23 protein-coding genes are annotated in these 22,313 nt (G+C 61.4%); 16 read left to right on the top strand and 7 right to left on the bottom strand.

Features of this window, described 5'->3' with window-relative positions:
* Positions 1–2: 2 nt before the first annotated feature.
* The 4 genes from fmt to AMM41_RS17935 all read left to right on the top strand — a co-directional run bounded on the left by fmt (position 3) and on the right by AMM41_RS17935 (position 3,415).
* Positions 3–965, top strand: a complete 963-nt coding sequence (fmt, locus tag AMM41_RS17950) for a methionyl-tRNA formyltransferase (RefSeq protein WP_089962572.1) — start codon at positions 3–5, stop codon at positions 963–965.
* Positions 965–1,696 carry an AzlC family ABC transporter permease gene (locus tag AMM41_RS17945; protein ID WP_089962624.1) on the top strand — a complete coding sequence of 244 codons (732 nt, stop codon included), beginning with the start codon at positions 965–967 and terminating at the stop codon, positions 1,694–1,696. The genes fmt and AMM41_RS17945 overlap by 1 nt, the downstream gene beginning before the upstream one ends.
* Positions 1,693–2,028: an AzlD domain-containing protein gene (locus tag AMM41_RS17940; protein ID WP_089962569.1), complete on the top strand. Its 336-nt coding sequence runs from the start codon at positions 1,693–1,695 to the stop codon at positions 2,026–2,028. The genes AMM41_RS17945 and AMM41_RS17940 overlap by 4 nt, the downstream gene beginning before the upstream one ends.
* Positions 2,029–2,221: 193 nt before the next feature.
* Positions 2,222–3,415 (top strand): phosphoglycerate kinase, encoded by a 1,194-nt coding sequence (locus AMM41_RS17935; RefSeq protein ID WP_089962621.1) that lies wholly within the window; start codon positions 2,222–2,224, stop codon positions 3,413–3,415.
* Positions 3,416–3,572: 157 nt separating this feature from the next.
* On the opposite strand, the gene AMM41_RS17930 is transcribed toward AMM41_RS17935, so the two are convergent.
* On the bottom strand, positions 3,573–4,688 hold the full coding sequence (locus tag AMM41_RS17930) for a fatty acid desaturase (protein ID WP_089962566.1): 1,116 nt from the start codon (positions 4,686–4,688) through the stop codon (positions 3,573–3,575).
* 252 nt (positions 4,689–4,940) lie between these two features.
* Here AMM41_RS17930 and pyk point away from each other — a divergent pair, with 252 nt between their 5' ends.
* Positions 4,941–6,374 (top strand): pyruvate kinase, encoded by a 1,434-nt coding sequence (pyk, locus tag AMM41_RS17925; RefSeq protein WP_089962562.1) that lies wholly within the window; start codon positions 4,941–4,943, stop codon positions 6,372–6,374.
* Between the two features lie 60 nt (positions 6,375–6,434).
* Here the strand turns inward: pyk and AMM41_RS17920 are convergent, their stop codons facing one another.
* Positions 6,435–7,382 carry a tetratricopeptide repeat protein gene (locus AMM41_RS17920; protein ID WP_089962557.1) on the bottom strand — a complete coding sequence of 316 codons (948 nt, stop codon included), beginning with the start codon at positions 7,380–7,382 and terminating at the stop codon, positions 6,435–6,437.
* Positions 7,383–7,515: 133 nt separating this feature from the next.
* On the opposite strand from AMM41_RS17920, the gene AMM41_RS17915 reads away from it, so the two are divergent.
* The 4 genes from AMM41_RS17915 (at position 7,516) to AMM41_RS17900 (ending at position 10,886) form a co-directional block, all read left to right on the top strand.
* Positions 7,516–8,115, top strand: a complete 600-nt coding sequence (locus AMM41_RS17915; protein ID WP_089962552.1) for a class I SAM-dependent methyltransferase — start codon at positions 7,516–7,518, stop codon at positions 8,113–8,115.
* Between the two features lie 127 nt (positions 8,116–8,242).
* Positions 8,243–9,307: a class II fructose-bisphosphate aldolase gene (gene fba, locus AMM41_RS17910; RefSeq protein ID WP_089962549.1), complete on the top strand. Its 1,065-nt coding sequence runs from the start codon at positions 8,243–8,245 to the stop codon at positions 9,305–9,307.
* Between the two features lie 80 nt (positions 9,308–9,387).
* Positions 9,388–10,296, top strand: coding sequence for a phosphoribosylaminoimidazolesuccinocarboxamide synthase (locus tag AMM41_RS17905; protein ID WP_089962546.1), 909 nt, complete (start codon positions 9,388–9,390; stop codon positions 10,294–10,296).
* Between the two features lie 68 nt (positions 10,297–10,364).
* The gene (locus tag AMM41_RS17900) at positions 10,365–10,886 is read left to right on the top strand and encodes an Mpo1 family 2-hydroxy fatty acid dioxygenase (protein WP_089962543.1); all 522 of its coding nucleotides are present in this window, start codon (positions 10,365–10,367) and stop codon (positions 10,884–10,886) included.
* Between the two features lie 150 nt (positions 10,887–11,036).
* On the opposite strand, the gene trxA is transcribed toward AMM41_RS17900, so the two are convergent.
* The gene (trxA, locus tag AMM41_RS17895) at positions 11,037–11,984 is read right to left on the bottom strand and encodes a thioredoxin (RefSeq protein ID WP_089962537.1); all 948 of its coding nucleotides are present in this window, start codon (positions 11,982–11,984) and stop codon (positions 11,037–11,039) included.
* An 81-nt stretch (positions 11,985–12,065) separates the two neighbouring features.
* Between trxA and purE the strand changes: the two genes are divergently transcribed.
* The 3 genes from purE to AMM41_RS17880 are packed head-to-tail and all read left to right on the top strand — an operon-like array spanning position 12,066 to position 14,750.
* Positions 12,066–12,566, top strand: coding sequence for a 5-(carboxyamino)imidazole ribonucleotide mutase (gene purE, locus AMM41_RS17890; protein WP_089962533.1), 501 nt, complete (start codon positions 12,066–12,068; stop codon positions 12,564–12,566).
* A gap of 32 nt (positions 12,567–12,598) precedes the next feature.
* Positions 12,599–13,756: a 5-(carboxyamino)imidazole ribonucleotide synthase gene (locus tag AMM41_RS17885; protein WP_089962618.1), complete on the top strand. Its 1,158-nt coding sequence runs from the start codon at positions 12,599–12,601 to the stop codon at positions 13,754–13,756.
* A 1-nt stretch (position 13,757) separates the two neighbouring features.
* Complete coding sequence (locus tag AMM41_RS17880) at positions 13,758–14,750, top strand: L-threonylcarbamoyladenylate synthase (protein ID WP_089962529.1); 993 nt, start codon at positions 13,758–13,760, stop codon at positions 14,748–14,750.
* Positions 14,751–14,817: 67 nt separating this feature from the next.
* On the opposite strand, the gene AMM41_RS17875 is transcribed toward AMM41_RS17880, so the two are convergent.
* The 3 genes from AMM41_RS17875 to dacB all read right to left on the bottom strand — a co-directional run bounded on the left by AMM41_RS17875 (position 14,818) and on the right by dacB (position 18,060).
* Complete coding sequence (locus tag AMM41_RS17875; protein ID WP_089962525.1) at positions 14,818–16,089, bottom strand: lipase family protein; 1,272 nt, start codon at positions 16,087–16,089, stop codon at positions 14,818–14,820.
* A gap of 114 nt (positions 16,090–16,203) precedes the next feature.
* Positions 16,204–16,458, bottom strand: coding sequence for a SemiSWEET transporter (locus AMM41_RS17870; protein WP_089962521.1), 255 nt, complete (start codon positions 16,456–16,458; stop codon positions 16,204–16,206).
* A gap of 39 nt (positions 16,459–16,497) precedes the next feature.
* On the bottom strand, positions 16,498–18,060 hold the full coding sequence (dacB, locus tag AMM41_RS17865; protein WP_089962518.1) for a D-alanyl-D-alanine carboxypeptidase/D-alanyl-D-alanine endopeptidase: 1,563 nt from the start codon (positions 18,058–18,060) through the stop codon (positions 16,498–16,500).
* Positions 18,061–18,139: 79 nt separating this feature from the next.
* Between dacB and AMM41_RS17860 the strand changes: the two genes are divergently transcribed.
* The 4 genes from AMM41_RS17860 to AMM41_RS17845 are packed head-to-tail and all read left to right on the top strand — an operon-like array spanning position 18,140 to position 21,340.
* Positions 18,140–19,123, top strand: a complete 984-nt coding sequence (locus AMM41_RS17860; protein ID WP_194944859.1) for a DMT family transporter — start codon at positions 18,140–18,142, stop codon at positions 19,121–19,123.
* Entirely contained in the window at positions 19,120–19,905 is a 786-nt protein-coding gene (gene tsaB / locus AMM41_RS17855) for a tRNA (adenosine(37)-N6)-threonylcarbamoyltransferase complex dimerization subunit type 1 TsaB (protein ID WP_089962511.1), read from the top strand. Before AMM41_RS17860 ends, tsaB begins: the two co-directional genes overlap by 4 nt.
* A 56-nt stretch (positions 19,906–19,961) precedes the next feature.
* A complete protein-coding gene (rimI, locus tag AMM41_RS17850) occupies positions 19,962–20,414 on the top strand; it encodes a ribosomal protein S18-alanine N-acetyltransferase (RefSeq protein ID WP_089962615.1) in 453 nt (150 codons plus the stop codon).
* An 8-nt stretch (positions 20,415–20,422) separates the two neighbouring features.
* A complete protein-coding gene (locus AMM41_RS17845; RefSeq protein ID WP_089962507.1) occupies positions 20,423–21,340 on the top strand; it encodes a uracil-DNA glycosylase in 918 nt (305 codons plus the stop codon).
* 79 nt (positions 21,341–21,419) lie between these two features.
* Here the strand turns inward: AMM41_RS17845 and asd are convergent, their stop codons facing one another.
* Complete coding sequence (gene asd, locus AMM41_RS17840) at positions 21,420–22,277, bottom strand: archaetidylserine decarboxylase (RefSeq protein ID WP_089962504.1); 858 nt, start codon at positions 22,275–22,277, stop codon at positions 21,420–21,422.
* Between the last annotated feature and the right edge of the window lie 36 nt (positions 22,278–22,313).

The raw sequence follows: 22,313 nt of genomic DNA, 5'->3' as shown, positions 1-22,313 counted from the left end.
GCATGCGTTTGATTTTTGCGGGCACGCCCGAATTTGCCCAAGTGGCCATGGCGGCCTTGCACGCAGCAGGCCATGAGATTGTTCTGGTGCTGACCCAACCGGACCGCCCTGCAGGACGCGGCATGAAGCTGCAACCCTCGCCCGTCAAGCAATGGGCGCTTGAGCATCAGGTGCCTGTGTCTCAACCCCGCAGTTTGCGCCTGGACGGCAAATACCCCGAAGACGCCGCTGCCGCACGCCAGACCCTGCTGGACGCCAAGGCAGATGCCATGATCGTGGCCGCCTATGGCCTGATCTTGCCCCAGTGGGTGCTGGACTTGCCGCCCAAGGGGTGCCTCAACATCCACGCTTCTTTGCTGCCGCGTTGGCGCGGTGCAGCCCCCATTCACCGTGCCATCGAGGCGGGCGACACACAAACCGGCATCACCATCATGCAGATGGACGCAGGCCTGGACACGGGCGACATGCTGCTGGTGCGCACGGAGGCCATCTTGCCCACTGACACCACCGCCGTGCTGCACGACCGCTTGGCGGTTTTGGGTGGACAGGCCATTGTGGAGGCCTTGGCCAGCTTGGACCGTCTGCCCCGCCAAGCGCAGCCGTCCGAAGGGGTCAACTACGCCCACAAAATTGACAAAGCCGAAGCCGCGCTCGACTGGGGTTTGAGCGCCGAAGTCTTGGCGCGGCGTATTCGGGCGTTTGACCCTTTCCCCGGCATGACCGTGCCCCTGACCACCGCCTCGGGCGTTGAAACCCTCAAACTTTGGCAAGCCGTGGCCGAAGCGTCCGAGCCAGGCTTGCAGGCGGGCACCGTGCTCAGTGCAGATGCCTCTGGCGTGCGTGTGGCCTGTGGCCAAGGGGTGCTTTGCCTGACCCAGTTGCAACGCCCGGGCGGCAAGCGTTTGGGCGCTGCCGACTTTTTGCGCGGATGCCCTTTGCAGCCCGGCCAGCGTTTGGCGGCCTGATGTTTTTCCGACCCACGCTTTACCGCCGCCCCGAGTTTTGGCAAGGCCTGCGCGACCTGGCCCCGCAAGCCCCGGGTGTGGCGGCTTGGGGCATGATGACGGGTGTGGCCATGGTCAAGTCGGGCATGAGCGTGTTCGAGGCAGTGGCCATGACCTTGCTGGTGTTTGCGGGCAGTTCGCAGCTGGCGGCCATTCCGCTGTTGGTGGCGGGTGCCCCGGCTTGGGTGATTTTGGCCACCGGCTTTTGCGTGAACCTGCGCTTTGTGGTGTTCAGCCTGCACCTGAGGCCCTACCTCATGCATCTGCCGCGTTGGCAACGCCTGTGCCACGGCTACTTCACGGCCGACATCACCTATGTGCTGTTCACCCGGCATCACCCGCATCCGGGTGTCACCGATGCCGAGCGCACGGGGCAAGAGGCCTATTTGGCGGGCAATTATTTCCTGAACTGGGGCAGCTGGATGGTGGCCAGTTTGCTGGGCGTGGGCCTGGCCAACCTGATTCCGCCTGAATGGGGCTTGGGCTTTGCGGGCATTTTGTGCTTGCTGGGCATTCAATGTTCGCTGGCCAGCTCGCGCATGCGCATCTTGTCAGCCGCTGTGGCAGGCGCGGCGGCGGTGCTGGCCTACCACTTGCCGCTCAAGCTCAACATTGTTGTGGCGATTGCCGTGGCAGTGATGTTGTGCCTGACGGTCGAAAAAATCCGTCCTGCACCCAAGGTGGCCGCATGAACGAGACCGATGTCTGGACACTGGCCGTCATTGTGGGTTTGGCGGTGGTCACGGTGGTCGCCCGAAGTTTCTTTTTTATCTCCAGCCACGCCTGGCAGCTGCCGCACTGGGCCCAGCGTGGCTTGCAATACGCGCCCATTGCCGCGCTGTCGGCCGTGGTCATCCCTGAAATCATCACCGTGCAAGGCGAGCTGGTCAGCACCTGGCAAGACGCGCGTTTGTACGCGGCGTTGGTGGGGGTGTTGGCTTACTTTTGGCGGCGTGATGTGCTGATCACCATCGTGGCGGGCATGGCGGTGTATTTGCCATTGCATCTGGGCTGGGGCTGGTGAGCCGGGTCTGACCCCTGCAAGCCGCCCGTGCGCACCGCGCACGGCTTTTCGGCCAGGGTGGGGTTCAAAAGGTGCTGGGCTGGCGTTTTTGCCGGGCTCGTTTTGCACACGTTCCCGCTCTGAGAGCTGAAACCCGGTCTTGATGGCTTTTAAAATCACGGGCAACCCCCGCTCTTACAGGACCTTTTTCACCATGAATGTCATTCGTTTTTCTGATGTGTGTGCCAACGGCCAGGCCGCTGGGCAACGCGTGTTCATCCGCGCTGACCTGAACGTGCCGCAAGCCGATGACGGCAGCATCACCGAAGACACCCGCGTGCGTGCCAGCGTGCCGTGCATCCAGATGGCGCTGGACGCCGGAGCCGCCGTGATGGTGACCAGTCACCTGGGTCGCCCGACCGAGGGCGAGTTCAAACCTGAAGACTCGCTCGCACCCGTGGCCAAGCGCTTGGGCGAGCTGCTGGGTCGCGATGTCCCCTTGGTCGCCAACTGGGTGGACGGCGTGACGGTGGCCCCCGGCCAGGTCGTGCTGCTCGAAAATTGCCGCGTCAACAAGGGCGAGAAGAAAAACAACGAAGCCCTGGCCCGCCAAATGGCCCAGCTGTGCGACATCTACGTGAACGACGCCTTTGGCACCGCCCACCGCGCCGAGGGCACCACGTATGGCATTGCCCAGTTCGCCCCCATCGCTTGCGCTGGTCCCTTGCTGGCCGCCGAGATCGACGCCATTGGCAAGGCCCTGGCCGCGCCTAAGCGCCCGCTGGCCGCCATCGTGGCAGGCAGCAAAGTGAGCACCAAACTGACCATTTTGAAGAGCCTGTCGCAAAACGTGGACCAGCTGATTGTGGGCGGTGGCATCGCCAACACCTTCATGCTGGCCGCAGGCCTGAAGATCGGCAAGAGCTTGGCCGAAGCGGACTTGGTGGGGGAGGCCCAAGCCGTGATCGAGGCCATGAAGGCCCGGGGTGCGGAAGTGCCCATTCCGACCGATGTGGTCACCGCCAAAACTTTTGCGGCCGACGCCGTGGCCACGGTGAAGAAAGCCACCGAGGTGGCCGACGACGACATGATTTTGGACATCGGCCCCGAGACGGCTGCCAAGCTGGCCGCTCAGCTCAAGCAAGCCGGCACCATTGTGTGGAACGGCCCGGTGGGCGTGTTTGAGTTTGCGGCCTTTGAAAACGGCACCAAAGTCATTGCCCAAGCGATTGCCGAGTCCAGCGCTTTCAGCATCGCGGGCGGTGGCGACACCTTGGCCGCGATTGCCAAATACGGCATCGAAAAGCAAGTGGGCTACATCTCCACGGGTGGCGGCGCGTTCCTTGAAATCCTGGAAGGCAAGACCTTGCCTGCGTTTGAGATATTGGCCCAACGCGCGGCCAGTTGAGTCAAGAGCTGATGTGGGAGCGGCGCCCTCGCCGCGATGGGCCTTCGCAGTCCACTTGCCATCGCCCCGAGGGCGGGGCTCCCACAGTTTCAATCACGCCGTCGACAAGAAATCCCTGTGGGGGGGGCTGCGCCCTCAACAGGTGACGCAGGCCCGATCAGGCCTGAGCCGCAGGCGGCAAGTTGCCCCGCACCGGGCTGGTCATATTGCCCTTGAAGTCGGTCCAGCATTCGCGTGAGAAGTCGTACATCTTGCAGTTTTTGGCGGTCTCGAAATACCACTTCCAGGAGAAGGCTTGCACGATGATGCGCCCGGGCAGCATTTCTTCCAGCTTGGTTTGCGCTTGCTTCAGGCGATACAGCGGGATGCTCATGTCCACATGGTGGGCCGTGTGCTCCATGATGTGGTGCATCATCGCGCCGATGTTGAAGGGGAAGGTCAGGTGCACCGTGGTCGACACAAAGGGTGCCGCTTTGGTCCAAGCGGCTTTGTTGTCATGCCAAGACACTTTGACGTGGGTGTGGTGCACATAGACCACAAAGCCGATCATGGTGTTCCAAAAGAAGAAGGGCACCACAAAACCCAGCAGCAAGGACAGCCCAACCGATTGGTTGGTGAGCACGGCAGCGGCAGCGATGGTGCCGATCCAGGTGGCACCAAACAGGCTGACCAAGAGGCTGTCCTTGAAGAAAATCGGACGGCGTGTGGGCATGTGGGTTTTGTTGGGGAAGAACTCGCGTTTCCACCAGATTTCGATCATGTAATACAAGCCCGGTGCCCAGCCGCTGCGGTAAGCACGCTCGAGCAGCTTTTGCATGGGGCTCAGGGCTTCAAACTCGGCAGCGGTCAGCGGGGTCCAAACAAAGTCGACGCCCTTGAGGTTGGTGTAGCCGTGGTGCACCACGTTGTGACCGGTGTCCCACAGGCTGTAGGGGGTCAGTGATGGCAAAAAGGCGATGCGGCCCAACACTTTGTTGAGTTCGCGCCGGGGCGTCAGGCTCTGATGGCAAGCGTCATGGCCAATGATGAACAGACGACCGATCACAAAACCGGCTGCCAGTGCACACAGCACTTTGAGCCAGACAGAATCCAGCGCGATGGTGCCGGTGATCAAGGCGAAAAACAAAGCGTAATCCAGCAACAGCAGAACAAAGGCACGCACGGTGCTGCGTCCTGACAAGGGAATCAGCCACTCGCGCAAAGTTTTGCGGTGTGGCAGGGGTTGGTCCAAGGCAATGGGCTGTTCGGCGTGAGGGGTGTGTAAGGCTGTCATGACGCTTGTGTGTAAATCGCTCATATAGGAGTTTAGTCGGCCCGGCATTTCTTTGGGCTGACAAAAATCAATTCAGGGGGTTTGCCAAGGGGAACAGGCGCTATCTTGCAGGATCAACATGTCAACATGCTTTCAAAAGCCCATAGGCTGCGCTGCAGGCTGGCACTCCCGGCCCCTTGAGTTGCACCGAAAGAACCCGATTTGTAACCGATTCCGTGTGAGAATTGAAACTGAATAACACGGAGATTTTCAATGCCTCGTCGCGCCACCAAGATTGTTGCCACCTTAGGCCCTGCATCCAGCGATCCCGCACTGCTTGAGGCCATGATCCGCGCTGGCGTGAACGTGGTCCGGCTCAATTTCAGCCACGGCAAGGCGCAAGACCATGTGGACCGTGCCCGCCTCGTGCGTGAGGCCTCGCAACGCGCTGGCCGAGAAGTGGCCATCATGGCCGATTTGCAGGGCCCCAAAATTCGTGTCGGCAAGTTTGCCGAGGGCAAAGTCATGCTGGAGCCGGGCGAGCCTTTTGTGTTGGACGCCTCGCGCACCGAGCTTGGCGACATCCAGGGCGTGGGACTCGATTACAAAGAGCTGCCCCGCGACGTCAAGGCCGGCGATGTGCTGTTGCTCAATGATGGGCTGATCGTGCTCACCGTCAATGCCGTCAAGGGTGAGCAAGTGCACACCACCGTCAAGTTGGGCGGCGAGTTGTCCAACAACAAAGGCATCAACAAGCAAGGCGGTGGCTTGACGGCACCGGCCCTGACCGCCAAGGACATGGACGACATCAAAACCGCCATGAGTTTGCGTGCCGACTATGTGGCGGTGAGCTTTCCCAAAAACGCCACCGACATGGAAATGGCACGCCAGCTGTGCAATGTGGCCGGTGCCGAATACGGCCACAAGCCGGGTTTGATTGCCAAGATCGAACGCGCCGAAGCCATTCCCCACCTGGAAGCCATTCTCAAAGCCAGCGACGGCATCATGGTCGCCCGTGGCGACTTGGCCGTAGAAGTGGGCAACGCCGCTGTGCCTGCCTTGCAAAAACGCATGATCAAGTTGGCCAAAGTTCATGACAAGGTCGTCATCACCGCCACCCAGATGATGGAGAGCATGATCACCAACCCGGTGCCCACCCGCGCCGAAGTCTCGGACGTGGCCAATGCCGTGCTCGACGGCACCGATGCCGTGATGCTGAGCGCTGAAACCGCTGCGGGAAAATACCCGCTGGAGACGGTGGAAGAAATGGCCAAGATTTGCGCTGCCGCTGAAAGCGCCGAGGACCCGGCCCTCGATGCCGACTTCAAAGGCCAGTCGTTCAGCCGCATTGACCAGTCGATCGCCATGGGCGCCTTGTTCACGGCCCACCACTTGGGGGCCAAAGCCATTGTGGCCATGACCGAATCGGGCTCCACGGCCTTGTGGATGAGCCGTCACCGGGTGCATGTTCCCATTTATGCACTGACCACCAAGTTGACCTCGCAGCGCAAGATGGCGCTGTACCGCAACGTGCGGCCTTTGCTGATGGACACCAGCGCAGACCGTGACACCGCTTTGGCCGAGGCCGAGGCGCATCTGAAAGATCGCGGCATTGTCAGCACGGGCGATGTGTATGCCATCACTTGTGGCGAGCCCATGGGTTCACCCGGGGGCACCAACATGCTGAAAATCTGCAAAGTCGCCTGACAGCGCCCGGGCGTCAAGACCCCTCGCATCCCCATGGGGTTCCGAGGGGTCAATGCCTTGTCAAGGCGCAGGCTTTGGGGCATTGCCCAGTTTGGCGGCCAATGCGGCCCGCAGATCTTTTGCGCCGGGCATGGTCCCCAGGCTTTCGGCTTGCGCTAAGACCCCTTCAGCCGCAGCCAGTTGCCCGCATTCCATCAACACATGTGCCAGATTCAAGTGTGCCCCGGCGCTTTGTGGAAACAATTGCACGCACCGTCGCGCCACAGCCAGCGCTTGTTCCTCAAAGTGGTGTTGTTGGTTCAAGACAGCCAAACGCGTCAAGGTGTTTTCCCGTGACGCCATGGCCGCTGCCGATGTGAACAATTGCAGGGCGCGCTCATGTTGGTCCAAACGCATCAAGGCACAGGCCCAATCCATTTGCACTTCGGCCACGTGGTTGCGGGCAGCGGGTTTGTTCACATCCTTGAGCCACAGCAAGGCATCTGAAAAACTCACGGTCGCCTCTTGGGCGTGTCCTGCGTCCAGCAGGTACTGGCCCATGCGCCAATGCACTAGGCGCTGGGTGGGCACATCCACACCTTGGGCCGCCTGGATGGCCTTGGCATAGAGGCGCTCGGCCGTGGCCTGCTGACCATTGACGAGCGCTACCCGCGCCAAGGCCAAATGCGCCTCAAAGCGCTTGTTGGACAAGGCCAGCGCCCGTTCGTAGGCGGTGCTGGCTTGCGCGAATTGGCCTTGCGCAAAGTGCAAATGCCCGGTTTCCAGCCAAGCGTTGTAGTCAGCAGGTGCCCCTTGAAGGACCTGTGCAAATGCCTCGTGTGCCGCATCCCATTGACCGAGTTGCACCAGGCTGCGAGCTTTCAACATCCAGCCCGCGATCGAGTCGTTGTGGTGTTCCAAAAATTGTCCGGCCAAGGCCAGTGACTGTGCCCAGTCACCGTTTTTGAAGGCGGCTTGACCCTCTTCCAGTCCCAATGTGGGAGGCGTTGTGTTGAGTGTGTGGTCCATGAATAACCCGAATTTGTCCGTATCACTAATTTTGAATCAAATATGTCCAGAGTTCGCGTATTGTTTTTTTCTTGTACATTAATTTCTCATTTAAAAGTCTTGCAATCTCACCTTTTAACCACACTCATTCACCATGAAAAAACTCTTGCACGTCGGCCCAGGCCACGCCCGCCTGGAACACACCACCCCAGGCTTCAACAACGGTCACTGGCAAGAGTTGCGCCTGGACATCGATCCCACGGTGCAGCCCGACATCCTGGGTTCCATGACCGACATGTCTCAAGTCAATGACCAGTCGGTTGATGCCATTTTTTCGAGCCACAACATCGAACACCTTTACCCACACGAGGTGCCCACGGCGCTGGCCGAATTTGTGCGCGTGTTGGCCGATGACGGGTTTTGTGTCATCACCTGCCCAGACCTGAAGTCGGTGTGTGCCTTGGTGGCCGAGGACAAACTCACCGAGACGGCTTATGACTCACCGGCCGGCCCCATTGCCCCCATCGACATCCTGTACGGCCACAGAAACTACATGGGGGCGGGCAATCTCTTCATGGCCCACCGCTGTGGCTTTACCGAAAAAGTGTTGCGTGGCACCCTCAATGCCTGTGGTTTTCCTTGGGTCGCTACGCTGGTCCGGCCAGGTGCCTTTGACATCTGGGCTGTGGCCTGTAAAAGCGCCAAGACCGATGAAGAACTCAAAACCCTGGCACGCGAACACTTTCGGGTTTGAAGCGGTGGCGCTTTGAAAGCGCCCTGTGCCACTCAGGTTCATGGTGGGGCGGCGTAAAATTATGGAAGTTACAAGTTGGGTACAGGCCCACTTGTCTGAATTTTCAACTTCCCCGGGACACACCACCATGGCACTCGTTTCAATGCGCGAGCTGCTGGACCACGCCGCCGCCAACGGCTACGGCATTCCAGCTTTCAACGTCAACAACCTGGAGCAAGTCCAGGCCGTCATGACGGCGGCCGACGAAGTCGGCGCTCCTGTCATCTTGCAGGCCAGCGCTGGTGCACGCAAATACGCAGGCGAGCCCTTCATCAAGCACTTGATTTTGGCCGCCACCGAACAGTGGCCGCACATTCCCCTGGTCATGCACCAGGACCACGGCCAAAGTCCCGCCATCTGCCAAGGCGCGATCAACCTGGGTTTCTCATCGGTCATGATGGACGGCTCCTTGCTCGAAGACGGCAAGACCCCTGCAGACTTCGCTTACAACGTCGACGTGACCCGCCGCGTGGTGGACATGGCCCACAAAATGGGCGTGTCGGTTGAGGGCGAACTCGGTTGCCTAGGCAATCTGGAGACGGGCGAAGCCGGTGAAGAAGACGGTATTGGTGCGGTGGGCAAGCTGGACCACAGCCAAATGCTGACCGACCCCGAAGAAGCTGCGCAATTTGTCAAAGCCACCGGTCTGGACGCGCTGGCCATTGCCATCGGCACCAGCCACGGCGCCTACAAGTTCAGCCGCAAGCCCACGGGCGACATTCTGGCCATCAGCCGCGTCAAAGAAATCCACGCCCGCATTCCCAACACCCATTTGGTCATGCATGGCTCGTCCAGCGTGCCGCAAGACCTGCTGGCCCTGATCAACCAGTACGGCGGCCAAATGAAGGAAACCTATGGCGTGCCCGTCGAGGAAATCCAGGAAGCCATCAAATTCGGTGTGCGCAAGATCAACATCGACACCGACATCCGCCTGGCCATGACGGCCGCCGTGCGCAAGTTTTTGGTGGAAAACCCCGACAAATTCGACGCCCGCGAATGGCTCAAACCGGCCCGCGAAGCGGCCAAGCAAATTTGCAAGCAGCGCTATCTGGAGTTCGGCTGCGAAGGCCAAGCGCCCAAGATCAAAGGCGACAACCTGCAGGTGGTGGCCGACCGTTATGCCCGGGGTGAGCTGGCGCAAGTGGTGAACTGAGCCTGCGATAATTGACGCGAATGGCCCGTTGACTGTTCAACGGGCCTTTTTCTTTTTTGCCGTTGCTTGATTGTTTAGCCATGAACTCTGCCCTCCACACTTCAGCCCTGACTTCCTTGCCCCTGCTGGCCCGTGGCAAGGTGCGCGACAACTACGCGGTGGGTGACGACCGCATCTTGATGGTGGCGTCGGACCGCATCAGCGCATTTGACGTGATCATGGGCGAGCCGATTCCTGGCAAAGGGGTGTTGCTCACGCAAATGGCGCTGTTCTGGTTCGACCAACTCGGCCCCAAAGGCCTGAACATTTGCCCCATTCACCTGACGGGCGACGCCCCTGAGAGCGTGGTGAGCGCAGAAGAGGTGCCCCAGGTTGTCGGTCGCTCCATGCTGGTCAAGCGCCTCAAACCCATCCCGGTCGAGGCGGTGGTGCGCGGTTATTTGGCCGGCAGCGGTTGGAAGGAATACCAGGACAACCAAGCTGTTTGCGGCGTGAAACTGCCCGCAGGCCTGAAAAACGCCAGCCGCCTGCCCGAACCCATCTACACGCCCGCAGCCAAAGCAGCGGTGGGTGAGCATGATGAAAACATCACTTTCGAGCAAACCGTGGCCATGATCGGCGTCGACCTGGCCACCCGCATCCGCGACATCAGCATTCAGCTCTACAAAGCGGCGCGTGACATCGCGGCCACCAAGGGCATCATCATTGCCGACACCAAGTTCGAGTTTGGCCTGGATGCCGATGGCACGCTGGTGTTGATGGACGAGGTGTTGACGCCCGATTCATCGCGTTACTGGCCTGCCGACAGCTATGTGGAAGGCGCTAACCCGCCCAGTTACGACAAACAGTTTTTGCGCGACTGGCTGGAAACCGCCCAGATCAACGGCAAGCCCTGGGACAAAACCCCGCCTGCACCTCGCTTGCCGCGAGAGGTGATCGAGAAAACGGCTGCCAAATACGAAGAAGCCATGACCAAGCTGATGGCCTGAAGCAGGAGGTCACAAGACGCCTGGCGATGAGTCGGTCCTTGGGGCTTGAAACAAAAGGAGACACCCGCATGAGTTTTTTCCGATCCGCTTCAGCACTGATGGTGCAGTACGCCCACTACCACCGCGACCGGCGCAACATTGCCACCCATTTGCTGGGGGTGCCCTTGATCTTCATGGCCATTGCCATGATGCTGAGCCAGCCGACATGGGCGTGGGGCGAGTGGGCGCTGACCCCGGCTTGGTGCCTGTGGGGGCTGACGAGCCTGTGGTATTTGACCCGGGGTGCTTTGCTGCTGGGCGTGGCCACCAGCCTCGTCAATGGCCTGCTGGTCGCTTGCGCCCATGGCTTGGTGCCCTGGGCCATAGCCGCTGGGCTGCTGGCCTGGCAGGCGGGCTTGGGCTTGTTTGTGATCGGCTGGATCATCCAGTTTGTCGGGCATTACTTCGAGGGTAAAAAACCCGCCTTTGCCGACGACATCGTGGGTTTGCTGGTCGGCCCCATGTTTGTTGTGGGCGAGGTGCTCATGGCCATCGGCCTGCTGGCGTCCATGCGCATGGACATCGAACGCCAAGCGGGGCCTGCACACTGACCTCGTTGGACGGTATTTGTAGGTCGGCGGCTTCAGCCCCGACAAGAGCCCAACGGCACAACAACCCATGTCGGAGCTAAAGCTACCGACCTACGGGGCTATGGGGCTATGGGGCTACGGGGGGCTCTGTGGGGTTGTGGCAGATGTCGTTCAGTTCAGCGCCATGCTCAGCTTGCGGCGGTAGCTGGAGATCATGGCCAACAGGGGGTCTTCTTGCAGCGCGGCTTTGCCCATCAACTCGATGCCGCCGGCGGATTTACCGGTGGCGTCTTGCGTTTTGGGCTTGGGCGGGGTCATCAGCTCCAGCAGGGCGACAAAGGTTTTGCGGGGGGCTTCGTTGTCCCACTTCTTGTCGCGCATGATGATTTCGAGCAATTCGTCCATGGCCGCTTCCCATTGGCCCACGGCGATCAAGAGACGGCTTTTGGCAAAGCGGCTTTCAAAATCACGTTTGTTGTGGGCGATCAAGGCGTCAAACTGGTCCAAGTCCCACTGACCACGCGGGTCGGTGGTCACAAACTCCAGGGCATTGAGCCACTGGGTTTGTGCTTTAAAGCGCAGGGGCACCGGGATGCGGGCCATGGCCGGGGCCAGCAAGGCGGCGGCTTCGGCCAACTCACCGTGTCCGATCAGCAGTTTGACCAAGTCAAAACGTGCATCGTCGTTGCCGGGGTTGGTGGCCAAGGCCTGCTCCAGTGCGGCGCGGGCGCTGTCAGCGTCATCGGCTTCATGGGGTTGCAGAGCTTCTTGCGCTGGGGCTTGCTGCTCACCTGGGGCGGGCAGGTGTTTGTCCAGGAACTGCTTGACCTGTCCCTCGGGCAAGGCACCCATGAAGCCATCGACCGGCTGGCCGTTCATCAGCAGCACGCAAGTCGGGATGCTTTTGATGCCAAAGGCTTGGGCCAGTTGCTGTTCTTCGTCCGAATTGATCTTGACCAGCTTGAAGCGGCCTTCATAGGCGGTCTCGACCCGCTCCAGGATGGGGCCCAGCGATTTGCAGGGGCCGCACCATGGGGCCCAAAAGTCCACCAGCACGGGCGTGGTCATGGAGGCTTCAATCACCTCGGCTTCAAAATTTTGTATCGTGACGTCCATCATGGCGGGCAGTGTTCCGGGTTGTGTTTCAAACCCACGCGGGGTGAAACCTTAAAATTCAAGATTGATCACGAAAAGCACCCAATGACTCAAGCGCTCATCGGCGTCGTCATGGGTTCCAGCTCCGACTGGGACACCATGCAGCACGCAGTCCAGATTCTCCAACAGTTTGGCATCCCTCACGATGCCCGCGTGGTTTCGGCCCACAGAATGCCCGACGATATGTTTGCCTATGCACAAACAGCGGCCGAGCGCGGCTTGCAGGCCATCATCGCGGGCGCGGGCGGCGCAGCCCATTTGCCCGGCATGATCGCGGCCAAGACGGTGGTGCCGGTGCTGGGCGTGCCGGTGCAGACCAAGGCCTTGTCGGGTGTGGATTCGCTGCACAGCATTGTGCAAATGCCCAAGGGCGTGCCGGTGGCCACCTTTGCCATTGGCGCAGCCGGTGCGGCCAATGCCGCCCTGTTTGCCGTGGCCATGTTGGCCAACAACGACCCTGCTCTGCGTCAAAAGCTCGAAGCTTTTCGCGCCGAACAAACCGCCATGGCCCGCGCCATGACCTTGCCCCCGGTAGGTGCCGCATGAACAAGCCCCTGAACAAGAAGCTTCACAAAGTGATGTTGCCTGGCGCAATCGTCAACGGCCAGCCCGCCACCTTGGGCGTGATGGGCGGCGGACAGCTTGGCCGCATGTTCGTGCACGCAGCGCAGTCCATGGGGTATTTCACCGCCGTGCTCGACCCCGACACCGCCAGTCCGGCCGGGCTGGTGAGCCACCACCACATCCAGACCGATTACTTGGACGAGCAAGGCTTGGCCCAGCTGATGCAGCGCTGCGCCGCCATCACCACCGAATTTGAAAACGTGCCCGCGCCCGCGCTGGTCACGCTGGGCGCACACCGCCCGGTGGCCCCGGGTGCCGATGCCGTGGCCATTGCGCAAGACCGCGCGGCCGAAAAAGCCCATTTTGTGGGCTGCGGCGTGCCTGTGGCGCCCCACGCGGTCATCGCCAAGCCAGAGCAATTGGCCGCTCTGAGCGATGAGCTCTTCCCTGGCATCCTCAAGACCGCCCGCATGGGCTACGACGGCAAAGGCCAGATCCGCGTCAAGAGCCGTGAAGAATTGAGCGCCGCCTGGGATCAGCTCAAGAACGTGCCCTGTGTGCTTGAAAAAATGCTGCCCCTCCAAGCCGAATGCTCGGTCATTGTGGCGCGTGGGGCCGATGGGCAGATGGTGAATTTCCCGGTCCAGCTGAACCTGCACCGCGAAGGCATTTTGGCCGTGACCAGCGTGTACGAAGGCGCTGTGCCCACCCACTTGGCCGCGCAGGCCGTGGCCGCCACCCGTGCCATTGCCGAAGGCCTGCATTACGTGGGCGTGCTGTGTGTGGAGTTTTTCATCCTCGAAGGCGGCCAGTTGGTCGTCAACGAGATGGCACCGCGCCCACACAACAGCGGTCACTACACGCTGAACGCTTGCGACCAGTCGCAGTTTGAGCTGCAGGTGCGCACGCTGGCGGGTTTGCCGCTCACGCAGCCACGCCAGCATTCCCCGTCCATCATGCTCAACCTGCTGGGTGATTTGTGGACCGAAAACGGTGCACCCGCTTGGGACGCCGTTCTGGCGCTGCCCGGCACGCATTTGCACCTGTACGGCAAGTTGTCGGCCAGGCCCGGTCGCAAGATGGGGCACCTGAACATCACCGGTGCCACGCCTGAGGCGGTTCGCGCCACGGCCTTGCAAGCGGCGGCCTTGCTCGGCATTGAAGCGTTCTGAAATGATCTTGACGGCAGACGAACACGCCATTTCGCAGGCGGCACGCGCCCTGCGTGACGGCCAATTGGTGGGCCTGCCCACTGAGACGGTGTACGGCTTGGCAGCCAATGCCACCGACGATGCGGCCGTGGCCCAGATTTTTGTGGCCAAAGGCCGTCCGGCCGATCATCCGCTGATCGTGCATGTGGCCAGCGCCGCGCAGGTGCCGTTCTTTGCCGCACAGGTGCCCGAATTTGCGCAGCGCTTGATCGATACTTTTTGGCCCGGCCCCTTGACCTTGATCCTGCCGCGTCAAAGCGGCGTGGCCACGGCCTCGGCGGGTGGGCAAGACTCGATTGGTTTGCGCTGCCCGTCGCACCCGGTTGCTCAGCAACTGTTGCAAGCCTGTGCGGTCTTGGGTGTGCAAGGCGTGTCAGCGCCCAGCGCCAACCGTTTTGGCCGCGTGAGCCCAACCACTGCGGCGCATGTGCAGTCCGAACTGGGCCAAGACTTGCTGATTCTGGACGGTGGCGAGTGCGCGGTGGGCATTGAGTCCACCATCATCGACTGCACACGCGGCGAGCCGGTGCTGCTGCGCCCCGGGCACATCACCCGAGTGCAGATTGAAGCGGTTTGCGGCCGAACGGTGCTGGACAAGGACGCGCCACAGGAGGTGATGGGCCAAGCCGCCCCACGCGCCTCGGGCACGCTCGAATCGCACTACGCGCCGCGTGCCAAAGTGCGCTTGATGTTGGCGCAAGACATCGACGCCAAGCTGTTGGCCCTGGGTCCGCATGCCAACAACCTGGGGGTGTGGTCGGCTCAACGCCCTGACGCCGGCGCAGGTGTTGTCTGGCGCGAACAGCCCACAAGCGCTGAACAGGCCGCGCATGATCTGTTCAGCGTCTTGCGCGATCTGGACGCACGGGGGGTGACACAAATATGGGTGCAGCTGCCGCCCGACACACCCGAGTGGGAAGGCGTGCGTGACCGATTGCAGCGGGCAGCGGCTTGAGGCTTTTGCCTTCTTCAAAATAACAAGGCCCGCACTGAGCGGGCCTTGTTGTGTGGGGCTTGGGTGTTTACTTCACCAAGTCAAACACCTTTTTGGCCTCGTAATGGCAAAACGGTGGCTCGTAAGTGCCGTGGTAGTTGCCGTAATAAGTGGCAGGGTTGTTCGATTTGATGGCACTGTAGTTGGCTTCAATGAACATATCGACATCGACCGAGGTCACATTGCTCAGGTTTTTGTCATCAAAGGCTTTCTTCATGACGTCTTGGTGTATGGCCGGTGGCACGGTGGGGTCGCCACTGCCGCCGCACAGCATGAGTTGTGACTTGGGCGTCCAGTCCAGCAAGTCGTTCTTTTTGGCGGCCAGGAAGGTGGCATTGTTGGGATTGGTCAAGATGTCGCTGCTGAATGCTGATTGAAACAGGGCATCGCGGGCTTGGTTGGGTGTTTCTCCATTGATGCCCGGCAGCTTTTCGCTGGTCACCAGCGTGGTGTAGTTCAGCGTGGAGTTAGGCAGCAAGCCTTCAATCCAGTCGGCGTAGGGGGCCTTGAAGGCAGTTTTGACATCGCTGTACAGATTGCCGTAAATCTTTTGCCAGGCCGTCACCAGATAAGGCACAAAGAACTGGTAACCCGCAATGGCCTCTGTGAGTTTCATGGAGCCCGACAGGTTGTACGGTCCAGCCAAGTGCGCTCCAGCCACCACGTTGATCTCGGTGGACAGGTTTTTCTCAATGGCACGGTGTGCGGCCATGGAGGCGTGACCCCCTTGTGAGTAGCCGGTCAGCATGACTTTGCCATTGAGGCTGGCCCCTTGTGATGCCACGGCGTTGCGAGCGGCGCGAATCGAGTCAATGACCGAGGTGGCTTCGGAGTCTGCGTGCAGGTAGGGGTGGAAGCTGTAGTTGGATTTGGCAAATCCCAGGTAGTCGGTCGCCACCACGGCATAGCCCTGACTGGCGTACATGGCAGCCAGCAAGAAGGTTTCGCCATCTGCCGGGTTGGCCAGTGTGCGGGGCTTTTGCACGTCAGTGCCCTTGGCATAGGCCACCAAAGGCGCTGCGGCGGTGCAACCTGCACCCGTGGGCAGCAACAAAACGCCAGAGGCGTTAGAACTTTCGCCCTTGACGCCGGGTGTCACGTAGTTGAGAGAAACCACCTTGACATCACATTTGGCTGGGCCACTCAAGTTCACCAGAGGACCACTGTCGAATTGAGATTTGGTCAGTGTGGCCAGCAAAACCGGGTTATCGAGCAGTGCGCCATGTGGCGAATCGCTGCCGCCGCAAGCGGCGAGCAAGGCCGCGCCCAAAATCGAGATGCCGAACTTCAATGTTTTCATGGGGTGTCTCCATTGGATTTAAAAGAACAATCGTTCTTTTTTCACTTTAGTGCAGTGATGGCTTTCAAACCATGGGGTATTTACCGATCTGCCAGCGATCGAAGGGGTCAGGAGTCACCGATAGCGCAGCTTCATCACCAAAATCATCAGCGCCAAGCTGGTGGTGATGACGTTGGCGATGATGATGGGCCAGGCGGTGAGCAAGATGCCGTAGACCAGCCACAGTGCCACGCCCACGGTGAACAGGCTGTACATGCTCAAGGAGATGCCGCTCACGTCACGGGTTCGAAAGGTGTGCCAGGCCTGTGGCACAAAGCTGGCGGTGGTCAAGATGGCGGCCAAAGAGCCGACCCAGTCAATCAGGTTCATGTTCAGTCGTGTGTGGGGGGGAAGGACAAGGGCTTGCGGTCAAGGGCGTGGCGCTGGCGTGCGTTCTCGTGCGGCGGCAGGCGAGAGGCGGCTGGTCGTGTTTGTGGTGTTTTTCTCTTGGTCGCGCACGGTCCATTCGAGCAGCTGGTCGAGTGCCGCCCGCGCCTGGTGGGCGTTGGGGTGGTGCAGCACGGCCACCAAGGTGTAGCGCTGTCCGCTTTGGCCCTGCACATAACCGGCCACCGAGGCCACATCGCGCAACGAGCCGGTTTTGAGCCAGGCGTTGCCGATCACGGGCGATTGGGGGCTGCGCTCTTTCAGGCGGGCGGCGGTGCCATCCACCCCGGCAATGGCCAGCGAGTCGACAAAGTGCCTGGCGTGCGGGCTGGCATTTGCGGCCTGCAGCAAGGCGGTCAGGGCCTGCGCCGTGCTGCGCTCGCTGCGCGACAGACCGGAGCCGTTGTCCAGCACCGGCTCATCGTGTCCGGCAAAGCCCTGTCGCCACCATTGCGACAGGCGCAAGCGCGAGGCCTCAAACCGCCCAGGCGAGCCCATCTCGCTCGACAGCGTCAGGTACAGCTGCTGCGCCATCACGTTGTTTGAGAATTTATTGATGTCTTTGATGATCTCGGACAAGGGCAAGGAGGGCGCATCCAGCAGCAGCTTGGCCGATGCAGGGCGAGTGCCGTAGCGCACCTGTCCCGTGAGCTGCCCGCCTGCTGCCTGCCACAGGGCCTGCATGACACGCGGCGCATAGGCCTCGGGTTCGGGGTAGGCCACGGGCCATTCGCGTTCGCCGCAGCTGGTCGGGTAACGGCCTGCAAACTTCACCTGCTGCGGCTGGCTGAAGTCGGCCTGCAGCTGGCGACGCCAGTCGCTGCACGGGGCTTGGCTGAGTGGCAGTTGCATCGGGGCAGAAAAACCCGCCAGCGGTGGTTCAAAGCGCACCTGCACCTGACCGCTGGCAGCGTTGGGCGTGAACTTGTAAACCACCGCCTTGAAATTGAGCAACAGCCCATCTGGCCCCACGTTGTAGGGCCGCAGCGGTTCGTCGTCGAAGGGCTCACTGCGTTCGCGCACGTCAAACACGCTGCGGTCCAGCACGATGTCCCCGCGCACCTCGCGCACGCCCGCCGCCCGAACTTGCGCCAGCAGCTCTTGCAGACGCTCGACCACCAGTTTGGGGTCTCCGCTGCCGCGCACGACCAGGTTGCCCTGGAGCACGCCATCGCGCAAGGTGCCATCGGTGTACACCCGGTTGCGCCAGACGTGATCAGGCCCCAGCAGGCTCAAACCCGCATAGGTGGTGAACAGCTTCATGACCGAGGCCGGGTTGACGCTGGCTTGCGCGTGGTGCAACAAGTGCCGTTGCTGGGCGTTGCTGGACGCGGCACCATTGGGCAGTGGGGCGATGAGCACGCTCAGGGCCGAAGGGGGGACTTGGGCCTTTTGCAGTGTTTGCAGGACATCCTTGGGCAGCGTGGCTTGGGCAGTAGTTTGCGCATGGGCAGGCCAGAACAAGGCGGTACTCAGCGCCAAGGCTGCACAGCCAGCCAGGGCCAGGGTGAACAAAAATGGGCGCTTGGCGCGGGAGCGGGTCATCGGGCGAGTCTAACGGGGACCGGTTCGATCAATGGCGATACAGCTCGCACCTGTGCAGCGGCCCCGTATGATTCGGGCCATGCGATTTTCTTCAAAAACTGTGGGCCTGGCTTCGGCGGTCATCACGGTGCTCATCTGGACCGGTTTCATTGTCATTGCGCGTGCCTCGGCGTCCCGGGGCTTGTTGCCTTTGGACATCGCGTTTGCGCGTGTTTTGGGGGCCAGCGCTGTTTTGCTGCCTTGGGCTTGGTGGCTCATGCGACCGGCGCGGCAAGCCGGGCAACAGGTGGGGTCTTTGTGGGGCTTGTCGCCCCTGCCTTTGCGCCCCACGGTGCAAACGGGGGTGTTGGGGGGATTTTTGTACGCCATCTTGGCTTACACCGGGTTTTTTTACGCGCCGGCCTCGCATGCCTCGGTGCTCATGCCGGGCAGCTTGCCTTTGTGGACCACCTTGCTGGCTTGGCTGTTCTTGCGTGAAAAAGTGTCGGCTGTGCGGGCGGTGGGCCTGGGCTTTATTGTGCTGGGCGATGTGTTGGTGGGCGGAGCCAGCTTGCTCATGGCTTTTGACGGCGGCGAGGTCTGGAAGGGCGATTTGCTGTTCATGGCGGCAGGCCTGTGCTGGGCCAGTTACAGCGTGATGGTGCGCCGCCACGGCTTCGATGCGGTGCGGGCCACCATGGCCATCACGGCATTTGCCTTTGTGTGTTTTGTGCCCTTGTTTCTTGTGTTGGTGGGTTTGTCGATTCTGCCCACGCATCTGCACCTGACCCCCTGGTCCGAAATTTTGTTCCAGGCCGTCTTTCAGGGTGTGGGCTCGGTGGTCATTTCGGGCATCACCTTCACCCAGATGGTGCGCCACTACGGTCCGGTGCGCTCGACCATGATCACCGCGCTGGTGCCGGGCTTGTCGGCTTTGGGGGCGGTGTGGTTTTTGGGGGAGCCCTTGCATTGGAATTTGCTGATCGGGCTGGCGCTGGTGACCAGTGGGATTTTGTTTGGCGTGCGCCAGGCCAAGCCAGCGGTCGTTTCGCCGGGAGCCGTTTCATCCGGGAGCAAGCCATGAGCACTCAGCCAAAAGAATGGCGTTGGTTGGCCTTTGACACCAGCACCGATGTGCTGTCTTTGGCGGTGGCCCGAGGTGATCGGGTTTGGACGCAAACCCTGCCCGGTGGCGCACAGGCTTCGAGTGGCTTGATTCCCGCTGTGCTGGCCATGTTGGCCGAGGCCGACATGCCGCTGGCGTCGCTTGATGCGATCGTGTTTGGCCGGGGGCCGGGCTCGTTCACGGGTTTGCGCACGGCCTGTGCCGTGGCCCAGGGTCTGGCGTTTGGGGCCGATTTGCCCGTTTTGCCGGTGGATACTTTGCTGGCCGTGGCCGAAGAGGCCCGCTTTGCGCAGTGCCAAGCCGGGCACCTGCCGCCCGATGCGCCGTTGACGGTGCTGGCCATGCTCGATGCACGCATGGATGAGGTGTACAGCGCGGCTTACCTTTGGCAGCCTTCGTCCGAGGTGGATGGGCCAGATCAAGGCCACTGGCAAGAGGCGTCCCCTTTGCAGGTCAGTGCCCCAGAAAAAATCCACCTACCGCAGGGCAAAGCTGTGTTGTTGGCAGGCAATGCCTTGGCCGTTTATGGCGCACGGCTGCCGCAAGGCCGGCATGAAGTGGCTTTGCCCACGGCCGCCGCTTTGCTGCGTTTGGCCCCCGATTTGTGGGCGAAGGGGCTGGCTGTGCCGGCCGATCAGGCCATGCCCTTGTACATCCGTGACAAAGTGGCCAACACCACCGCCGAGCGTGAGGCCATGAAAGCCCAAGCTGCGAGCGCCAAAGCGGCCCCCCAGGCATGACGGGCCCAGACATGAAGCCAGATGCCCCACCACGGCAGGCCCCACCATCGCAGGCCATGCGCGATGCGGTCACTCTGGCCCCCATGACGCAAGACGACCTCGATGCAGTCATGGCCATTGAGCAAAGCGCTTACAGCCATCCTTGGTCACGCGGCAATTTTCGGGATTCGATCAACCCCTTGTTTGAGGCCCAATGCCTGTGGCTCGATGACGAGTTGCTGGGTTACTTTTTGGCCATGCGCGGTTTTGAAGAAATGCATTTGCTCAACATCACCGTCGCCCCGGCACGCCAAGGCCAAGGTTGGGGCCACATGATGCTGGAGGCCTTGTCGCTGTGGTCGCGCCAAGAAGGTGCCCAATGGCTGTGGCTGGAGGTGCGCCAAAGCAACCAGCGCGCCTTGCAGGTCTACCAGCGCTATGGATTCAGGCAGATCAGCATCCGCAAGGATTACTATCCCGCAGGTCGCCAGCAGCGTGAACACGCGGTGGTGATGAGTTTGAAACTGTGAGCCCCAACATGAGCGACCCGACCCGATTCGACCTGGACGACCGCCAACGCGCCATGCTGGCCGAAATGGGTGTGCGCGTGTGGTGGCCCAAAGCCGATGCCGAGCCTGCGCCTCCCCCGGCGCACAGCGCACAGACTGTCTCCACGCCCAAAGCCGCTTCTCAGGCGCTTGCCCCTTTGGCCGTTTCACCGCTTGGGGACGCCGCACCCGAATCGCTGCCCGAGCGCCCAGCGCGGCCTGACGTGCCTCCAAAGCGGGTGTTGCCGGTCACGGCCGCCCCCTTGGGCGCAGTGCCCTCAGAGCGCCCGCCCTTGCCCCCAGGCTTGGCCGAGATGGATTGGTCGGGCCTGGAGGCCGCGGTCAGCGGCTGCAAAGCTTGTGCCCTGTGCGCTTCAGGCAAGCCCCCCATGTTGGGCGTTGGACGAGCCAAAGCCGCGTGGCTGGTCGTGGGGGACCCGCCCAGCGAGCAAGACGAAGAAACGGGGCAGGTTTTTGCGGGCCCTGAAGGCGTGTTGCTGGACAACATGCTGAAGGCGGTGGGGGCGCGCCGCGCAGCTGGGACAGCGACCGGGGCCGTGCCAGTGGACGGCTTGGCCCTGACCGAGGCGCACCTGACGAGCGCAGTCAAGTGCCGCCCCCCGAATGGGCGTAACCCCGAGCCGGGTGAGTTGGCGGTTTGCGCCGCGTACTTGTCCCGGCAAGTTGCATTGGTGCAACCCCAAGTTATTTTGGCCATGGGCCGATTTGCCATTCAGTCCCTGTTGGGCAGCACCGAGCCCATGGGCAAGCTGCGGGGCCGCTTGCACGACTACCAAGGGGTGCCGGTGGTGGTGACCTACCCCCCTTCAAGCTTGCTGCGCAACCCGGCGGACAAAGCCAAAGCCTGGGCCGATTTGGTGCTGGCGCTTCAGGTGGTCAAAGGTTAAAAATCGGGGGTCTTTGAACAGCGACCGAGGCGTCAAGTGCTTGTCTCCTCGGTCGATTCAGCACTGACTTGGTCCGTTCTCAGTCCAAGCTGCCCATGGCCTCGCCCATGACGATGGGCCGGGTGGCTGTCCAGTCCTTGTTGAACTGCATCACACCTTGGGGGAACAGCATGACCACGGTGGAGCCCAGCAAAAAGCGGCCCATTTCTTCGCCTTGCGCCAGGGCGATGTTGCCCATTTCATAAGTCCATTCCCGGATCTGGCCAGCGCGTGGCGGGTTCACCACCCCGTGCCAGACGGTGGCCATGCTGCCCACGATGGTCGCGCCCACCAGCACCATGACAAACGGGCCGTGCTCGCCTTCAAAAACACACACCACCCGCTCGTTGCGGGCAAACAGGCCCGGCACACCGCGTGCTGTGGTCGGGTTCACTGAAAACAAATCGCCTGGCACGTAGATCATGCGGGTCAGGCGTCCTGCGCAGGGCATGTGGATGCGGTGGTAGTCGCGGGGGCTCAGGTACAGCGTGGCAAATTCACCGTCCTGAAACTGCTCCGCCAGCGCCGCATCTCCGCCCACCAGGGCGCGTGTGCTGTAGCGGTGGCCCTTGGCCTGAAACACCTGGTCGCCAGAAATCGGGCCGCACTGGCTGATGGCCCCGTCCACCGGGCTCACGAAAGCAGCATCGGCCAGGGGCCGTGCGCTGGCCTTGAGCGGGCGGGTGAAAAATTCGTTGAAGCTCTTGTAGCTGGCCGTGTCCGGGTTGGCCGCTTCGCTCATGTTCACGTTGTAGCGCTTGACGAACCAGTTGATGATGCCTGTCGTTGTGCCCCCCCACTGGCTGCCCGCCACCCAGCCCGCAAAGGCGGTCAAGGCTTGTTTGGGAATCAGGTACTGCGGCAAAACCGCCAAGCGGTCAGAAAAGGAGCTGGACATGTGGGGGCCGCCGGGGCGGTTCAGAAGAAGGGCTTG

This window comes from Limnohabitans sp. 2KL-3, from assembly GCF_001269405.1.
GTDB lineage: Bacteria > Pseudomonadota > Gammaproteobacteria > Burkholderiales > Burkholderiaceae_C > Limnohabitans_A.
Note: the sequence above shows the minus strand (reverse complement) of the source record. Positions and strands in the feature narration are given on the sequence as shown.

What these genes read in the sequence shown, in the direction of transcription:
- AMM41_RS17875 (WP_089962525.1), bottom strand. Translation starts at nt 16,089, where the DNA reads ATGAAAACATTGAAGTTCGGCATCTCGATTTTGGGCGCGGCCTTGCTC.
- AMM41_RS17860 (WP_194944859.1), top strand. Translation starts at nt 18,140, where the DNA reads ATGCGATTTTCTTCAAAAACTGTGGGCCTGGCTTCGGCGGTCATCACG.
- fba (WP_089962549.1), top strand. Translation starts at nt 8,243, where the DNA reads ATGGCACTCGTTTCAATGCGCGAGCTGCTGGACCACGCCGCCGCCAAC.
- AMM41_RS17880 (WP_089962529.1), top strand. Translation starts at nt 13,758, where the DNA reads ATGATCTTGACGGCAGACGAACACGCCATTTCGCAGGCGGCACGCGCC.
- AMM41_RS17940 (WP_089962569.1), top strand. Translation starts at nt 1,693, where the DNA reads ATGAACGAGACCGATGTCTGGACACTGGCCGTCATTGTGGGTTTGGCG.
- AMM41_RS17885 (WP_089962618.1), top strand. Translation starts at nt 12,599, where the DNA reads ATGTTGCCTGGCGCAATCGTCAACGGCCAGCCCGCCACCTTGGGCGTG.
- rimI (WP_089962615.1), top strand. Translation starts at nt 19,962, where the DNA reads ATGCGCGATGCGGTCACTCTGGCCCCCATGACGCAAGACGACCTCGAT.
- dacB (WP_089962518.1), bottom strand. Translation starts at nt 18,060, where the DNA reads ATGACCCGCTCCCGCGCCAAGCGCCCATTTTTGTTCACCCTGGCCCTG.
- AMM41_RS17900 (WP_089962543.1), top strand. Translation starts at nt 10,365, where the DNA reads ATGAGTTTTTTCCGATCCGCTTCAGCACTGATGGTGCAGTACGCCCAC.
- AMM41_RS17935 (WP_089962621.1), top strand. Translation starts at nt 2,222, where the DNA reads ATGAATGTCATTCGTTTTTCTGATGTGTGTGCCAACGGCCAGGCCGCT.
- asd (WP_089962504.1), bottom strand. Translation starts at nt 22,277, where the DNA reads ATGTCCAGCTCCTTTTCTGACCGCTTGGCGGTTTTGCCGCAGTACCTG.
- AMM41_RS17915 (WP_089962552.1), top strand. Translation starts at nt 7,516, where the DNA reads ATGAAAAAACTCTTGCACGTCGGCCCAGGCCACGCCCGCCTGGAACAC.
- purE (WP_089962533.1), top strand. Translation starts at nt 12,066, where the DNA reads ATGACTCAAGCGCTCATCGGCGTCGTCATGGGTTCCAGCTCCGACTGG.
- trxA (WP_089962537.1), bottom strand. Translation starts at nt 11,984, where the DNA reads ATGATGGACGTCACGATACAAAATTTTGAAGCCGAGGTGATTGAAGCC.
- AMM41_RS17845 (WP_089962507.1), top strand. Translation starts at nt 20,423, where the DNA reads ATGAGCGACCCGACCCGATTCGACCTGGACGACCGCCAACGCGCCATG.
- tsaB (WP_089962511.1), top strand. Translation starts at nt 19,120, where the DNA reads ATGAGCACTCAGCCAAAAGAATGGCGTTGGTTGGCCTTTGACACCAGC.
- pyk (WP_089962562.1), top strand. Translation starts at nt 4,941, where the DNA reads ATGCCTCGTCGCGCCACCAAGATTGTTGCCACCTTAGGCCCTGCATCC.
- AMM41_RS17945 (WP_089962624.1), top strand. Translation starts at nt 965, where the DNA reads ATGTTTTTCCGACCCACGCTTTACCGCCGCCCCGAGTTTTGGCAAGGC.
- AMM41_RS17905 (WP_089962546.1), top strand. Translation starts at nt 9,388, where the DNA reads ATGAACTCTGCCCTCCACACTTCAGCCCTGACTTCCTTGCCCCTGCTG.
- fmt (WP_089962572.1), top strand. Translation starts at nt 3, where the DNA reads ATGCGTTTGATTTTTGCGGGCACGCCCGAATTTGCCCAAGTGGCCATG.
- AMM41_RS17920 (WP_089962557.1), bottom strand. Translation starts at nt 7,382, where the DNA reads ATGGACCACACACTCAACACAACGCCTCCCACATTGGGACTGGAAGAG.
- AMM41_RS17930 (WP_089962566.1), bottom strand. Translation starts at nt 4,688, where the DNA reads ATGACAGCCTTACACACCCCTCACGCCGAACAGCCCATTGCCTTGGAC.
- AMM41_RS17870 (WP_089962521.1), bottom strand. Translation starts at nt 16,458, where the DNA reads ATGAACCTGATTGACTGGGTCGGCTCTTTGGCCGCCATCTTGACCACC.